General features: G+C 70.2%; 11 protein-coding genes. 6 read left to right on the forward strand and 5 right to left on the reverse strand.

Annotation, left to right across the window (positions count from 1 at the left end; translation table 11 throughout):
* Nucleotides 1-133: 133 nt before the first annotated feature.
* The 5 genes from G408_RS0101440 (at nucleotide 134) to G408_RS0101460 (ending at nucleotide 7259) form a co-directional block, all read left to right on the forward strand.
* A complete protein-coding gene (locus G408_RS0101440) occupies nucleotides 134-2959 on the forward strand; it encodes a 2-oxoglutarate dehydrogenase E1 component (RefSeq protein ID WP_028769644.1) in 2826 nt (941 codons plus the stop codon).
* 43 nt (nucleotides 2960-3002) lie between these two features.
* Complete coding sequence (gene sucB, locus G408_RS0101445) at nucleotides 3003-4193, forward strand: dihydrolipoyllysine-residue succinyltransferase (RefSeq protein ID WP_028769645.1); 1191 nt, start codon at nucleotides 3003-3005, stop codon at nucleotides 4191-4193.
* Between the two features lie 96 nt (nucleotides 4194-4289).
* On the forward strand, nucleotides 4290-5714 hold the full coding sequence (gene lpdA / locus G408_RS0101450) for a dihydrolipoyl dehydrogenase (protein ID WP_028769646.1): 1425 nt from the start codon (nucleotides 4290-4292) through the stop codon (nucleotides 5712-5714).
* 80 nt (nucleotides 5715-5794) lie between these two features.
* A complete protein-coding gene (locus tag G408_RS0101455; protein ID WP_028769647.1) occupies nucleotides 5795-6790 on the forward strand; it encodes a YhdH/YhfP family quinone oxidoreductase in 996 nt (331 codons plus the stop codon).
* Between the two features lie 103 nt (nucleotides 6791-6893).
* A complete protein-coding gene (locus G408_RS0101460) occupies nucleotides 6894-7259 on the forward strand; it encodes a response regulator (RefSeq protein ID WP_028769648.1) in 366 nt (121 codons plus the stop codon).
* A gap of 80 nt (nucleotides 7260-7339) precedes the next feature.
* On the opposite strand, the gene G408_RS0101465 is transcribed toward G408_RS0101460, so the two are convergent.
* The gene (locus G408_RS0101465; RefSeq protein ID WP_028769649.1) at nucleotides 7340-8203 is read right to left on the reverse strand and encodes a DnaJ C-terminal domain-containing protein; all 864 of its coding nucleotides are present in this window, start codon (nucleotides 8201-8203) and stop codon (nucleotides 7340-7342) included.
* 118 nt (nucleotides 8204-8321) lie between these two features.
* On the opposite strand from G408_RS0101465, the gene G408_RS0101470 reads away from it, so the two are divergent.
* Nucleotides 8322-8804: a peroxiredoxin gene (locus G408_RS0101470; RefSeq protein WP_028769650.1), complete on the forward strand. Its 483-nt coding sequence runs from the start codon at nucleotides 8322-8324 to the stop codon at nucleotides 8802-8804.
* 10 nt (nucleotides 8805-8814) lie between these two features.
* Here G408_RS0101470 and G408_RS12545 read toward each other — a convergent pair whose 3' ends face one another.
* From G408_RS12545 to gyrA, 4 genes are read right to left on the reverse strand one after another with little or no spacing between them, the layout of a single operon-like run.
* Complete coding sequence (locus G408_RS12545) at nucleotides 8815-9627, reverse strand: glycosyltransferase family 2 protein (RefSeq protein WP_051282484.1); 813 nt, start codon at nucleotides 9625-9627, stop codon at nucleotides 8815-8817.
* 10 nt (nucleotides 9628-9637) lie between these two features.
* Entirely contained in the window at nucleotides 9638-10438 is an 801-nt protein-coding gene (locus tag G408_RS0101480; protein ID WP_028769651.1) for a hypothetical protein, read from the reverse strand.
* On the reverse strand, nucleotides 10435-12510 hold the full coding sequence (locus G408_RS14650; protein WP_084628005.1) for a trypsin-like peptidase domain-containing protein: 2076 nt from the start codon (nucleotides 12508-12510) through the stop codon (nucleotides 10435-10437). Before G408_RS14650 ends, G408_RS0101480 begins: the two co-directional genes overlap by 4 nt.
* Nucleotides 12507-15095 carry a DNA gyrase subunit A gene (gene gyrA, locus G408_RS0101490; RefSeq protein ID WP_028769652.1) on the reverse strand — a complete coding sequence of 863 codons (2589 nt, stop codon included), beginning with the start codon at nucleotides 15093-15095 and terminating at the stop codon, nucleotides 12507-12509. Before gyrA ends, G408_RS14650 begins: the two co-directional genes overlap by 4 nt.
* Nucleotides 15096-15107 lie beyond the last annotated feature (12 nt).

Consider the following 15107-nt stretch of genomic DNA (forward strand, 5'->3'; position numbering starts at 1 on the left):
AGAAGGCCGGCGTCAAGCCCCATTTCCCCGGCAAGCGTCTATAATCGCCGCGCGTTTCGCCGTTGCCCCCGGGCATTTCCATTCCAATCAAGCACTTAAATCCGTCCGCCTGCGCGGACGCCAAGGGATCGTCGTGGCCAGCCTGCTCAAGACCTTCGCCCAGTCCTCGCAACTCTCCGGCGGCAATGCCGCCTTCGTCGAAGACCTCTACGAGCAGTACCTGCGCGACCCGGCTTCGGTCGATCCGAAATGGAAGGCGTATTTCGACGGCTTCGGTGGCAGCGGCGACGTGCCGCACTCCGATGCCATCGCCCGCGTGCAGGTGGCCGGCATGCTGGCGGCCAGGGGGCTGGCCGGCGGCGTCGACGAGGAGACTGCGAAAAAGCAGATGGCGGCGAGCAAGCTCGTCACCGCCTACCGCTCGCGCGGCCATCTCGGCGCCAACCTCGACCCGCTCGGCATGGCCGAGAAGCCCGAGGCGCCCGACCTCGAGCTCGAGTTCCACGGCCTGTCGAAGGCTGACCTCGACACCGAGTTTCCGGTGAATACCTATTTCGGCGCGCCGAAGTTCCGCCTGCGCGACCTGCTCGCCAGGCTGCGCGCCACCTACTGCGGCCCGATCGGCGCCGAGTTCATGCACATCAGCGACGCCCGGCAGCGCCACTGGATGCAGGAGCGGCTGGAGAAGGCCGCCGGCAATTTCGGCTTCAGCGCCGAGCAGAAGCGCCGCATCCTCGAGCGCACCACCGCCGCCGAAGGACTCGAGCGCTATCTGCACACCCGCTACGTGGGCCAGAAGCGCTTCTCGCTGGAGGGCGGCGAGAGCCTGATCCCGGCCATGGACGTACTGGTGCGCCGCGCCGGCGCCGCCGGCGTCAAGGACATGGTGATCGGCATGGCCCACCGCGGCCGCCTGAACGTGCTGGTGAACACGCTCGGCAAGCCGCCCTCCAAGCTGTTCGACGAGTTCGAAGGCCGCTTCGACCACCCGGACGACCCGGCGCATTCCGGCGACGTGAAGTACCACATGGGCTTCTCCGCCGACATCGCCACCGAGGGCGGCCCGGTGCACATCGCGCTCGCCTTCAACCCCTCGCACCTCGAGATCGTCGACCCGGTGGTGGCCGGCTCGGTGCGCGCCCGGCAGATGCGCCGCGAGGACCGGGAGCGCGCCAAGGTGGTGCCGGTACTGATCCACGGCGACTCGGCCTTCGCCGGCCAGGGCGTGGTGATGGAACTGTTCCAGATGTCGCAGGCGCGCGGTTTCACCGTCGGCGGCACGGTACACATCGTGGTCAACAACCAGGTCGGCTTCACCACCAGCCGTCCGGACGACACCCGCTCTACCCTGTACTGCACCGACCCGGCGAAGATCGTCGGCGCCCCGGTGCTGCACGTGAACGGCGATGACCCGGAGGCCGTGGCCTTCTGCGCCCAGCTCGCTTTCGACTTCCGCCAGGAGTTCAAGCGTGACGTCGTCATCGATCTCGTCTGCTACCGCCGCCACGGCCACAACGAGGCCGACGAGCCGGCGGCGACGCAGCCGCTGATGTACAAGAACATCCGCGCCCGCAAGACCACCCGCGAGCTTTATGCCGCCCGCCTCGTCGAGGCCGGTGTGCTCAGCGCCGAGGAAGCACAGGCAATGGTCGATGCCTACCGCGCCCGGCTCGACAAGGGCGAGGTCACCGCCGATGTCACCAGCGCCGCCAAGGACAGCGTCAGCGTCGACTGGTCGCCCTACTTCAAGGGCTCGCTGGACGACGTGGTCAAGACCGCAGTGCCACGCAAGACCCTGGAATCGCTGGCAAAGCAGATCAACACCCTGCCCGAAGGGCTCAGCCTGCACCCGCGCGTGGCCAAGATCTACGAGGACCGCCGCAAGATGGCCGCGGGCGAGCTGCCGATGGACTGGGGCTTCGCCGAAAACCTCGCCTACGCCACCCTGCTGAAGGAGGGCTTCAAGCTGCGCCTCGTGGGCCAGGACGCCGGCCGCGGCACCTTCTTCCACCGCCATGCCGTGCTGCACGACCAGGTGACGGGCGAGGCCTACATGCCGCTGCGTGAGCTGGTCTCGAACCCCGAGCACGCGCTCGTCGTCGACTCGCTGCTGAGCGAGGAAGCGGTGATGGCCTTCGAGTACGGCTACAGCACCGCCGAGCCCACCACCCTCAACATCTGGGAAGGCCAGTTCGGCGATTTCGCCAATGGCGCACAGGTGGTGATCGACCAGTTCATCACCTCCGGCGAGGCGAAGTGGGGCCGGCTCTGCGGCCTCGTGCTGTTCCTCCCGCACGGCTACGAAGGCCAGGGCCCCGAGCACAGCTCGGCCCGCCTCGAGCGCTTCCTGCAGCTGTGCGCCCACCAGAACATCTCGGTGGTCACGCCCACCACCCCGGCCCAGAGCTTCCACATGCTGCGCCGGCAGATGCTGCGCGGCACCCGCAAGCCGCTGGTGGTGATGACGCCAAAGTCGATGCTGCGCCACAAGCTCTCGGTGAGCACGCTCGACGACCTCGCCAAGGGCGGCTTCCAGACCCTGATCCCCGACAGCACCGCCCGGGACCCGAAGAAGACCCGGCGCGTGGTGGTCTGCGGCGGCAAGGTCTACTACGACCTCGTCGAGGAGGCGACGAAGCGCGGCATCGAGGACGTGGCCCTGGTCCGCGTCGAGCAGCTCTATCCCTTCCCGCGTGCCGAGCTCGCCGCCGAGCTGAAGCGCTTCGGCAAGGCAGCGGAAGTGGTGTGGTGTCAGGAAGAGCCGATGAACCAGGGCGCCTGGTACCAGATCCGCCACCACATCGAGGCCTGCCTCGCCAAGGGCCAGACCCTGAGCTACGCCGGCCGCGCCCGCTCGGCCGCCCCGGCCTGCGGCCACCTCAACCAGCACAACGCCGAACAGGCCGCCCTGCTCGAAGCCGCGCTCGTCGGCCCGCAGGTCCACGCCGTGGCCGAGTGATCTTCACATCATCCCTTCCGAACCCCGACCGAGAACGCCCGCCATGGCCACTGAAATCAAGGTTCCGCCGCTGCCCGAATCCGTCTCCGATGCCGTGATCGCCGCCCTGCACAAGAAGGTGGGCGAGGCCGTGCGCCGCGACGAGAACCTGGTCGACCTCGAGACCGACAAGGTCGTGCTGGAAGTGCCTTCCACCGTCGACGGTGTGGTCAAGGAACTGAAGGTGAAGGTGGGCGATACCGTCACCTCCGACCAGCTGCTGATCCTGGTCGAGGAAGGTGCCACCCCGGCCGCCAAGCCCGAGGCGGCGCCGGCCAAGGCCGAGGCCGCCCCCGCCAAGGCGGAACCCCCTGCCGCCGCGCCGGCGAAGGCCGCCGCCCCGGCGCCCGCCGCGAAGGCCGAGACCGACCTGCCGCCGGGGGCTGCCTTCTACGCCGCGCAGAACAACCTCAATCCTGCCGAAGTGGCCGGTACCGGCCGCCGCGGCATGGTCACTAAGGAAGACCTGGTGAACTTCGCCAAGGGCGGCGGCGCGCGCCCCGAGGAGCGCGTGCCGATGACCCGCATGCGCAAGCGCATCGCCGAGCGGATGATGGAATCGAAGAACTCCATCGCCATGCTCACCTCCTTCAACGAGGTGAACCTGCGCGAGGTGATGGCCATGCGCAAGGCCATGGGCGAGCAGTTCGAGAAGACCCACGGCATCAAGCTCGGCTTCATGAGCTTCTTCGCCAAGGCCGCCGCCAACGCGCTGCAGCGCTTCCCGATCATCAATGCCTCGGTCGACGGCGACGACATCATCTATCACGGCTATGCCGACATCTCGATCGCCGTGGCCACCGACAAGGGCCTGGTAACCCCGGTGCTGCGCAACGTCGAGCGCATGGGCTTCGCCGACATCGAGGCCGCCATCGCCGGCTACGCCAAGAAGGCGCGCGAGGGCAAGCTGGGCCTCGAGGACCTGCAGGGCGGCACCTTCACCATCACCAATGGCGGCACCTTCGGCTCGCTGATGAGCACGCCGATCGTGAACCCGCCGCAGAGCGCCATCCTCGGCATGCACGCCATCAAGGATCGGCCGATCGCCGAGAACGGCCAGGTGGTGATCGCGCCGATGATGTACATCGCGCTCAGCTACGACCACCGCATCATCGACGGCAAGGACGCGGTGCAGTTCCTGGTCGACATCAAGAACCAGCTCGAGAACCCGCACCGGATGCTGCTGGGCCTGTAACGGAGAAACGGGTGGGGAGTAGAGAGGGCCGAGTCATGGTCCTCGCACCCCCACCCTTTACTCACTCCTCCCCCACTCTCTCCTGAGGTTCTCCGCATGTCCGAACAATTCGATGTCGTCGTGATCGGGGCCGGCCCGGCCGGCTACCACGCGGCCATCCGCGCCGCCCAGCTCGGCCTGAAGACCGCCTGCATCGACGCCGCCCTCGGCAAGGACGGCAAGCCGGCGCTCGGCGGCACCTGCCTGCGCGTGGGCTGCATCCCGTCCAAGGCCCTGCTCGACAGCTCGCGCCAGTGGTGGAACCTGGGCCATCTCTTCGGCGAGCACGGCATCAGCACCCAGGGTGCTGCGATCGACATCCCGACCATGATCGGCCGCAAGGACAAGATCGTGAAGCAGTTCACCGGCGGCATCGCCCAGCTGTTCAAGGCCAACAAAGTGTCGGCCTTCTACGGCTTCGGCCAGCTGCAACCGGGCAGGAAGGTGCTGGTCAGGCAGCACGATGGCAGCGAAGTCACGCTGGAAGGCAGGCACGTGATCCTCGCCGCCGGCTCCGAATCCATCGAACTGCCCTTCGCCAGGTTCGACGGCACCCACATCGTCGACAACGTGGGCGCGCTCGACTTCACCGAAGTGCCGAAGCGGCTCGGCGTGATCGGCGCCGGCGTGATCGGCCTCGAGCTCGGCAGCGTGTGGAACCGCCTCGGCGCCCAGGTCACCATTCTCGAAGGCCTGCCCGACTTCCTCGCCGCCGCCGACCGCGACGTGGCCCGGGTGGCACTCAAGGAATTCCAGAAGCAGGGGCTCGACATCCGCCTCGGCGCCAAGTGCACCAAGGCGGAAGTGAAGAAGGGCGAGGTACGCCTCACCTACACCGACGCCAAGGGCGAGCAGACCCTGGTGTTCGACAGGCTGCTGGTGGCCGTGGGCCGCAAGGCTGCGAGCCGAGGCCTCCTGGCCGAAGGCACCGGCGTGCAGCTCGACGAGCGCGGCCGTATCGTGGTGGACGAGCACTGCCACACCGGCGTGGAGGGTGTCTGGGCGATCGGCGACTGCGTGCGCGGCCCGATGCTGGCGCACAAGGGCTTCGAGGAAGGCATCGCGGTGGCCGAGCTGATCGCCGGCCTGCCGGGCCACGTCAACTTCGAGACCATCCCCTGGGTGATCTACACCGAGCCGGAAATCGCCTGGGTGGGCAAGACCGAGGAGCAGCTCAAGGCCGAAGGCATCCCCTACAAGGTGGGCACCTTCCCCTTCGCCGCCGTGGGCCGCGCCGTGGCCATGGCCGAGCTGGCCGGCTTCGTGAAGGTGATCGCCCACGAGGAGACCGACACCGTGCTCGGCATGCACCTCGTCGGCGCCAACGTCTCGGAGCTGGTGCACGAGGGCGTGCTGACCATGGAGTTCAAGGGCAGCGCCGACGACCTCGCGCGCATCTGCCACGCCCACCCCTCGATGAGCGAGGCCGTGCACGATGCCGCCATGGCCGTGCACAAGCGGGCGATCCACAAGGTGAACTGAAAAGCGCATCCGCCAGGATCGGCGATACTTCGGGGGCGCCTTCGGGGCGCCCCCGTCGTTTTCCGCCTGCCGAGCTCCCAATGTCGATCCCCGCCACCTTCCCCGCCTTCCGCATCCACAGCGACGCTGCCGGCTACCGCAGCGGCATCGAGTCGCTGTCCATCGACGAACTCGCACCGGGTGAGATCGTCATCAAGGCCGCCTACTCCTCGGTGAACTACAAGGACGCACTGGCCGGTACCGGACGCGGCAAGATCCTGCGCCGCTTCCCGCTGGTCGGCGGCATCGACGTGGCCGGCCACGTGGTGCAGAGCCGCGACCCGGCCTTCCGGGAGGGTGATGCCGTGCTGTGCACCGGCTGCGGGCTCTCAGAGACCCGCGACGGCGGCTATGCCGCCTACGCACGGCTGGAATCGCGCTGGGCCATCCCGCTGCCTGCCGGCCTCGGCCTGCGCGAGGCCATGGTGCTCGGCACCGCCGGCTTCACCGCCGGGCTCGCCCTGCTGCGCATGCAGGACAACCACCAGCATCCGGACCTGGGCCCGCTGGCCGTCACCGGCGCCAGCGGCGGCGTGGGCAGTCTTGCCGTCGCCATCTTCTCGCGCGCCGGCTATACGGTGCATGCGGTCAGCGGCAAGGCCGACCAGGCCGGCTGGCTGCGCTCGCTGGGGGCCGCCGAGGTGCTGGGGCGGGAAGCCCTGTCGACCCCCCGGCCCATGGATTCCGCCCGCTTCGGCGGCGGCCTCGACAACGTGGGCGGGCCGATGCTGCACGCCCTGCTCGCCCAGACCGCGCCCTACGGCAATGTCGCCACGGCCGGGCTGGCCGCCAGCCCCGAGCTCGCCACTTCGGTGATGCCCTTCATCATCCGCGGGGTCTCGTTGATCGGCGTGGCCTCGGCGGGCACTGCCCGCGGCCAGCGCGACGAGGTCTGGCGCCGCCTTTCGTCCGACTGGAAGCCCGCCCATCTGGAGGCCCTGGCCACCCGCGAGGTGGGGCTGGAGGGGCTGCCGGCGGTGTTCGAGGACATGCTGGCCGGCAACTCGCGGGGGCGGACCCTGGTACGCCTGCCCTGAGCCCACCGCCCGGCCCCGGAAGGCGCGCCGGGCCTGTGACCGCCGTCTTGCCCACGCGGGCGCAAGGGGGCATACAATCGCCGGAGCACTCTTGGAGACCTCCATGGCACGTATCCTGATCGTCGACGATTCGCCGTCGCAGCTCGTCAGCATGAAGCGCATCGTCGAGAAGCTCGGGCACGAAGCGATCACCGCCGAGGACGGCGCCAGCGGCGTCGAAGTCGCGAAGGCCCAGCGTCCCGACCTGATCCTGATGGACGTGGTGATGCCGAACCTCAACGGCTTCCAGGCCACCCGCGCGATCTCGAAGGACCCGGAAACCGGGCACATCCCGATCATCCTGGTCACCACCAAGGACCAGGAGACCGACAAGGTCTGGGGCATGCGCCAGGGCGCGAAGGCCTACATCACCAAGCCCTTCACCGACGCCCAGCTCACCGAGGCGATCAACGGCGCCCTCGGCGGCTGACCGCCGCCCTGATCCGCCCTGCCGAAGCCCCGCCCCGCGCGGGGCTTCTTTCGTTCCGGGCGCCGTGGGGTAGGCGGCTCTCAGGCCACGCCGCCGAAGGCCAGCGCCATCTGCCGGTAAAGCGAACGCTGGGCCTCGGTCTCGGGCTTCGGCGCGGTGATCTCGAGCTCCACGATCTGGTCGCCGGGCGGCGTGCCGGGAAGGCCCCGCCCCTTCAGCCGCAGCTTGCGTCCGGCATCGGAATCCTTGGGCACCTTGAGTTCCACCGGCCCGCCCAGGGTGGGCACCGTCACCGTGGTGCCCAGCACCGCGTCCCATGGCGCCACGGGCAGCACGTAGAGGATGTTGCGGCCATCCACCTCGAACTGCGGGTGCGGGGCATACTCCACCTCGAGCAGCACATCGCCGCCCCCGGGGCCCTGCCCGGCCAGCCGGATCACCTGCCCGGCGCGGATGCCGGCCGGGATCTTGACCTCGAGGGTGCGCCCCTCGATCTCGATCCGCCGGCTGCCGCCGGCATAGGCCGTCTCCAGCGGCACTGCGAGGGACAGCCGCAGGTCCTCGCGGACGCGGGCCTTGCCCGTGCCACGGGGCTGGCGCTGCCGCGCCCGGGCGCCGAAAAAGGCCTCGAAGAACTCGCTGAAGGCCGAAGGCCCGCCGAAATCGAAGCCTCCGGCGCCCATGCCCTCGAAGCCGGGCGGCGGCCGGAAGTCCTGGCCCGGGCGGAAGCCGCTGGCGCGCAGGGCGTCGTACTGCGCGCGCTTCTCGCGGTCGCGCAGCACCTCGTAGGCCTCGTTGATGGCCTTGAAGCGCTCCTCGGCCCCGGCCTCCTTGCTGACATCCGGATGGTACTTGCGCGCCAGCCGGCGGAAGGCCTGCTTGATCTCGGCATCGCCCGCTCCCGGGTCGACCCCCAATACGGCGTAGTAATCCTTGAATTCCATGGCGGCACCTTAATGGGGCCGGGGCCGGCAGGAAACAAGCAGCCGCACCGGGCCGGCGCGGACACCGGCATCACCGCCGGCGGCTACACTGCCCCTCCCCTTCCCACGGATCACCCCCATGACCATCGCGATCGGCGACGCCATCCCCCAGGCCACCCTCAACCTCGTCAAGGACGGCATCCAGGCCATCGACACCCGCGAGTTCTTCGCCGGCCGCAAGGTGGTGCTGTTCGCGGTGCCCGGGGCCTTCACCCCGACCTGCTCGGCAAAGCACCTGCCGGGCTTCATCGAGCATCTCGACGCCTTCCGCGCCCGTGGCATCGACGTGGCCTGCCTGGCGGTGAACGATGCCTTCGTGATGGACGCCTGGGCCAGGAGCGCCTGCGTGCCCGAGGGCATCGCCATGCTCTCGGACGGCAATGGCAGCTTCGCCCGCGCCCTCGGGCTGGAACTGGATGCCAGCGCCTTTGGCATGGGCATCCGCGCCAAGCGCTTCGCGCTCTATGCCGAGGATGGCATCGTGCGCCAGCTGCACGTCGAGGCCCCCGGCGAGTTCCGGGTGTCTTCCGCCGAGTACGTGCTGGAGCACCTGCCGGCCTGAGGCCGGTCCCTCAGCCGCGGCCGTGCTCCGGAGGCGGGGGTGGAGGGGCGCCCTCGGGCATCCCGCGCCCCGCCTCGCGTTCGAAGGATTCCGCCTCGTACCACAGGGCGTGCTTGAGGAAGGCGTACTGCGCCATCACCACGGCGGCGATGAAGCCGGCCCAGCCGTCGAGGAACAGGCGCTTGAACAGGAAGGCCCGCAGGAAGACGAAGGGCGGATAGAGCAGCATCATCCAGGGCCGTGCGCGCCGGCCGCTGGCCCGCTTCGCCGGCACCAGCCCGGCGGCATAGGCCGAGACCTTGGCGAGCTTCACCCGCACGCTGGTCTCGCCGAAGTGGTAGAGCGGGCCGGACAGGCTGGCGACCTTGCCCTCCACCACCGGAGCGGCATGCACCGGCTCCTCGCTGATGCGGCCCCGGGCGGCCTCGAACAGGCGCAGGAAGCGGTTGTGCCGCACCCCGGGGTGGCACATGCGCCAGAAGCGCTGCTCATGACGCGGGAACCGGTAGCCCGCAGCTTCCGGGGCGCCCGCCATCAGCGCCCGCACCTCGGCCTGGGCCCGGGGCGAGAGCGCCTCGTCAGCGTCGAGCAGCAGCACCCAGGGGTGGCGGCAGAGTTCAAGCGCCCGCTGCTTCTGCCGGCCATAGCCGAGGAAGGGCTGGTGCTCGATGCGCGCTCCGTGGCGCCGGGCGATCTCCAGCGTCTCGTCGCGGCTGCCGGAGTCCAGCACCACGATCTCGTCGGCGAAGGCCACCGAGGCCAGGCAGGCCTCGAGGGTACGGGCGTTGTTGAACGTGGTGACGAAGACCGAGAGCGCGGGCATGGCCGGGCGCTCAGGGCTGGGGAGCGGCCGCCTCCGCCGGCGCGACCGGCAGGCTGGCCGCCAGCCGGGTGGCGGCGGCCACCCGGCGGGCCGGCAGCATGTGCATCACCATGTCGGCCATGTCGAAGCCGAAGCCCCGGCCCTGGGAGCGGGCCATGGCGGCGAGATCGAGATCGACGTAGCCCATGGGCCGGCCCTCGGCGTCGAAGGCCAGGCCCGGCATGCCATCCACCAGCAGCGAGCTGCGCGGCACCCGGGTCTCGCCGAGGATCATGCCGGGGCGCACCAGCGGCACCGCCCCCCACTCGTCGGAGGTGCGCAGCAGGGTGTAGAACACCCGGCCGGGAGCCGGCTGCGAGAGGCTGCCAAAATCGATGTAGGGCTGGCCGCTCGCCCCGCGCACCCGCAGCCAGGCAAGGCCGAGCTCGGTATCGCGGGTCACGAGGTCGGCCACCCGCCACTCGTCCGAGCCCGGCAGGCGCACGCGGAACTCGCTGGCATTGGCCACGATCGCGCCGGCCGGCCCGCGGCCACCGGCAAGGGCGCTGAGGTCGAGGCTCACTGCGCGGCCGGATACCAGCACCAGGCCGTCGGCGCTCACCAGCACGCCCTGGGTGCGGTCCTCGTTGCGCTGTTCCTGCCCGCCGGCGGAAACGGTGACCACGTACTTCACCGGCACCACGCTGGCGGCGCGCTGCTCGACCAGGGTGCGGTAGGCCGCGGTGTAGTCGCTGCGGGGCTCGGTCTCGGCGGCGCGGGCAAGCGGCGAGACGAGGACCGAGGCGGCGAGGAGAAGGGCGAAGGGCTTCATCGGGGAGACTCCGGGATCCAGCGGCGTTCAAGGTGGACGATACGCCGGTCGCCCCGGCGGAGGATCTCGAGGGGCACGCGCTCGCCCTCGGCCAGGGCGGCCTCCAGCGCCGGGCGCAGGGCATCGAGGCCATCGACGCGCCGCCCACCGACCCGCAGCAGCACGTCGCCGGCCTGCAGGTGGGCAAGGCCGGCGGCGCCGCCGGCTTCCACGCCCTGCACCACCACGCCGGCCTGGTCCATCGGCAGTTCGCGCTCCACGCGGTCGTGGAACCCGAGCTCGCGGAACTGCGCCCGCAGCAGGGAGAGTTCGAGGCTGCGCAATCCGGCCTCGGGCACCGGCGAGGGCCCGAGGGTGACCCGCCACTGCCGCGGCTGGCCGTCACGGTAGCCCTCGAACAGCACGGCATCGCCGATGGCCGATTCGCGCACCCGCTGCTCGAAGAGCTCGGCCCGGGTGTCGTTCAGGGCCTCCAGCGGGGCGCCGTCGAGCGCCGTGAGCAGATCGCCCACCCGGGCGCCGGCCTTGCCAAGGGCGCTGCCCGGATAGAGCCGGGTGATGCGGAAGCCGGGCGCCGGAAGACCGAGCAGGGTGGCCAGGGAGGCAGGCACGGGCTGTACCTCCACCCCGGCCCAGGCCTTGGGCAGCTCCGGCAGCGGGTCGCGCTGGCGGTCCTGCCAGTTCGGCGTGAGCGCCGACAGCCGCCGTTCGCCGCCGGCGAGGTATTCGAGCACCACCGGCTTCGCCGGGCGCCGGGAGCGGGCCCAGGGCGCGAGATCGGCCGGCGTGGCCACCGCCGTACCGTCCACCGAGAGGATCACCGCACCGGCCGGCAGCGGCGGGCGCGCCGTGGCCGCCGGGCCGCCGGGCCGCAGGCTCGTGACCAGAAGCCCGCTCGATACCGGCAGGCGGCGCTGGCGGCCCATGGCCGGAGTGAGCGCCTGCACGGCGATGCCGAAGGGAGCGAAGGCCGCGCTCTGTCCGCGCGGCTCCGACACCGGCTCCGGCACCAGCCGCAGGCGGCGCTCGCCACGGCTGCCGGCGAGATGGAGCTCCACCGCGCGCCCCGGCGGCAGCTCGGCGAGTCTGCGCTGGATGGCGGGCACGTCCACCCCCTGCGGGGCATCGACCGCCACGCCGTCGATGGCGAGCAGGCGCTCGCCCGGCTGCAGCCCGGCGCGGGCCGCCGGACCGTCGGCCTCCACGGCATTGACGAAGACGCCGCGCGTCTCACCGCTGCCACGCAGAGAACGCAGGCGCAGGCCGAGGCTGCTGCGGCGCACGCGCCCCTCGGCGATGAGCTGGCGGCTGACGGCTTCGGCCTCCACGGCCGGGATGGCGAAGGCCAGATCGCCCCCGAACAGCATGCCGCGGGTATTCACGCCGACGATACCGCCCTCGAGATCGACAAGCGGTCCGCCGGAATTGCCCGGCGCGATCGCGGCATCGTGCTGGATCCAGGCGTAGTAGCGGCCGGTGGGCAGGTCCTGGTCGATGCGATCCTCGTACTCGGCCTCGTCGCCGAACAGCGAGACGAGCAGGCGCCGCGGATTGTTCACGACCCCCACGCTGAGCGAGTTCGACAGCCCCCAGGGCGCGCCCATCGCCAGCACCGTCTCGCCCGGCCGCAGGGTCTGGCGCGGCGAGAAGCGGGCATGCGGCATCGGCCGCGGCTCGCCCTGCACTTCCAGCACGGCAAGATCGGTGGCGGCATCCTGACCGACGAGCCGCGCCTCGCGCTCGCGGCCATCGCCGAATACCACGCGGAAGCTGCGGCCGCGGTCGGTGACATGGGCATTGGTGAGCACATGCCCATCGGCGCTGATCACCGTGCCGCTGCCGCTCGAGACACTGAGCTTGGGCTCGCCGTTCTCGAAGTCCTCGCGCACCACGAGGATGCTGACCACGTGCGGCATCACCGCGTCGCGGGCACGGGCGACGAGGGCATCGGCAGGCTCGCCGCGACCGACGGACGCGGCCTCAGGTAGGGTTTCGCCCTCGGTCGGCCGGGCTGCCAGCGTGCCGCCCAGCAGCAATGTCACTCCCAGCAGCAGGCAGCGCGCACGACTCATACGGCGGAATCCGGCGTGGTCACGGCCTCGGCGCCCTCGCCCGGCTCGCCGCCCTCGCCCTCCACCACCTCGATCGACTCGAGCGCGATCAGGCGCTCGCCGGGGGCCACCTTCATCAGGGTCACGCCCTGGGTGTTGCGGCCCACCTGGGCGATCTCGGCGGCACGCGTGCGCACCATCGTGCCCTGATCGGAGATCAGCATCACGTCATGCTTCTCGGAGAGCTGCAGGGCGCCCACCAGCGCGCCATTGCGCTCGCTGGTCTGCAGGGCGATCACGCCCATGGTGCCGCGGCCCTTGCGCGGGTACTCGGCCACGTCGGTGCGCTTGCCGAAGCCGTTCTCGGAGGCGGTGAGGATGTCGCCCTCGCCGTCCACCACCACCATGGCCACCACGCGGTCGCCCTCGGCCAGCTTCATGCCGCGCACGCCGGTGGCGGTGCGGCCCATCGGCCGCACTTCCTCCTCGGAGAAGCGCACCGCCTTGCCGCCGCTGGCGAACAGCATCACGTCGCGGCTGCCATCGGTGACCTGCACGTCCACCAGGGCATCGCCCTCCTCGAGGTTGATGGCGATCTTGCCCTTGGCGAGGCGGAAGGCGAACTCCGAGAGCGGGGTCTTCTTCACCGTGCCGCTGCGGGTGGCGAAGAAGGCGAAGCGGTCCTCGCGGTACTCGTGCACCGGCAGCACCGCCTGCACCTTCTCGCCGTCCTCCAGCGCGATCCAGTTGACGATCGGCCGGCCACGGGCGTTCGGGCCGGCCTCGGGGAGCTGGTACACCGAGAGCCAGAACACCCGCCCGGCGCTGGTGAAGGCGAGCAGGGTATCGTGGGTGTTCACCACCCACAGCCGCTCGACGAAGTCCTCGTCCTTCACCGCCGTGGCCGAGCGGCCCTTGCCGCCACGGCGCTGCGCCCGGTAGGCCGAGACCGGCTGGCGCTTGATGTAGCCGGTATGGGAGAGCGTGACCACCACGTCCTCGGGGGCGATCAGGTCGAGGACGTCGAGGTCCTCCTCGCTGGCGCGGATCTCGGTGCGGCGGGGGTCGTTGAACTCCTCCTTCACCGCGAGCAGCTCGTCGCGGATCACCCGCAGCAGGACCTGCGGATCCTCGAGGATCTCGATAAGACCTCGGATGGTCTCCAAAAGCGCCTTGTACTCGTCGGTGAGCTTGTCCTGCTCGAGGCCGGTGAGCTTCGAGAGGCGCATCTCGAGGATCTCCTTGGCCTGCGCCTCGGAGAGCCGGTAGCCGCCCTCGACCAGGCCGAAGCCCGGCAGCAGGTCCTCGGGGCGCGAGGCCTCGGCGCCGGCGGCGGCCAGCAGGGCCGAGACCAGGCCCGGCGCCCAGGTGCGGGCGAGCATGCGCTCCTTCGCCACCACCGGGCTTTCCGAGGTCTTGATGAGCTCGATCATCTCGTCGATGTTGGCCAGCGCGACGGTCAGGCCTTCGAGGATGTGGGCGCGCTCGCGGGCCTTACGCAGCTCGAACAGGGTGCGCCGGGTCACCACCTCGCGGCGGTGGCGCACGAAGGCCTCGAGCAGCTGCTTGAGGTTGAGGGTCTGCGGCCGGCCATCGACCAGGGCCACCATGTTGATGCCGAACACCGACTCCATCGGCGTCTGGGCGTAGAGGTTGTTCAGCACCACCTCGGCCGACTCGCCGCGCTTGACCTCGATGTAGACGCGCATGCCGTCCTTGTCGGACTCGTCGCGCAGCTCCGAGATGCCCTCGATCTTCTTTTCCTTCACCAGCTCGGCGATCTTCTCGATCAGCCGGGCCTTGTTCACCTGGTAGGGCAGTTCGGTGACCACGATGGCCTCGCGGTCGTTCGCCGCCACCTCGATCTCGGCCCTGGCGCGCACCCGCACCCGGCCGCGGCCGGTGTGGTAGGCGGCGTGGATGCCGGCGGCGCCATTGATGATGCCGCCGGTGGGGAAATCCGGGCCCGGGATGTACTGCATCAGATCGGCGATGCTGGCCTCGGGATCGTCGATCAGGGCGATGGTGGCATCCACCACCTCACCGAGGTTGTGCGGCGGGATGTTGGTCGCCATGCCCACCGCGATGCCCGCCGAACCGTTCACCAGCAGGTTCGGGAAGCGCGTCGGCAGCACCGTGGGTTCGAGTTCCTTCTCGTCGTAGTTGGGCTGGAAATCGACCGTGTCCTTGTCGATGTCGGCCAGCATCTGGTGGGCGATGCGCGACATGCGCGCCTCGGTGTAGCGCATGGCCGCAGGTGCATCGCCGTCCACCGAGCCGAAGTTGCCCTGGCCGTCCACCAGCATGTAGCGCAGCGAGAAGGGCTGGGCCATGCGCACCAGGGTGTCGTACACCGCGGTGTCGCCGTGCGGGTGGTACTTGCCGATCACGTCGCCGACGATGCGCGCCGACTTGTAGTAAGGCTTGTTGCTGTGCGCGCCGAGCTCGTCCATGGCGAACAGCACGCGGCGGTGGACCGGCTTCAGGCCGTCCCGGACGTCGGGGAGCGCGCGGCCTACGATCACGCTCATGGCGTAATCGAGGTAGCTCTTGCGCATCTCGTCTTCGAGGTTGACCGGGATGATTTCCTTGGCGAGATCGGACATCGGACTCAGGCG

It is taken from the genome of Silanimonas lenta DSM 16282 (assembly GCF_000429065.1).
Taxonomy (GTDB): domain Bacteria; phylum Pseudomonadota; class Gammaproteobacteria; order Xanthomonadales; family Xanthomonadaceae; genus Silanimonas; species Silanimonas lenta.

What these genes read in the sequence shown, in the direction of transcription:
- G408_RS0101480 (WP_028769651.1), bottom strand. Translation starts at nt 10,438, where the DNA reads ATGAAGCCCTTCGCCCTTCTCCTCGCCGCCTCGGTCCTCGTCTCGCCG.
- G408_RS0101465 (WP_028769649.1), bottom strand. Translation starts at nt 8,203, where the DNA reads ATGGAATTCAAGGATTACTACGCCGTATTGGGGGTCGACCCGGGAGCG.
- sucB (WP_028769645.1), top strand. Translation starts at nt 3,003, where the DNA reads ATGGCCACTGAAATCAAGGTTCCGCCGCTGCCCGAATCCGTCTCCGAT.
- gyrA (WP_028769652.1), bottom strand. Translation starts at nt 15,095, where the DNA reads ATGTCCGATCTCGCCAAGGAAATCATCCCGGTCAACCTCGAAGACGAG.
- lpdA (WP_028769646.1), top strand. Translation starts at nt 4,290, where the DNA reads ATGTCCGAACAATTCGATGTCGTCGTGATCGGGGCCGGCCCGGCCGGC.
- G408_RS0101470 (WP_028769650.1), top strand. Translation starts at nt 8,322, where the DNA reads ATGACCATCGCGATCGGCGACGCCATCCCCCAGGCCACCCTCAACCTC.
- G408_RS0101455 (WP_028769647.1), top strand. Translation starts at nt 5,795, where the DNA reads ATGTCGATCCCCGCCACCTTCCCCGCCTTCCGCATCCACAGCGACGCT.
- G408_RS0101460 (WP_028769648.1), top strand. Translation starts at nt 6,894, where the DNA reads ATGGCACGTATCCTGATCGTCGACGATTCGCCGTCGCAGCTCGTCAGC.
- G408_RS12545 (WP_051282484.1), bottom strand. Translation starts at nt 9,627, where the DNA reads ATGCCCGCGCTCTCGGTCTTCGTCACCACGTTCAACAACGCCCGTACC.
- G408_RS14650 (WP_084628005.1), bottom strand. Translation starts at nt 12,510, where the DNA reads ATGAGTCGTGCGCGCTGCCTGCTGCTGGGAGTGACATTGCTGCTGGGC.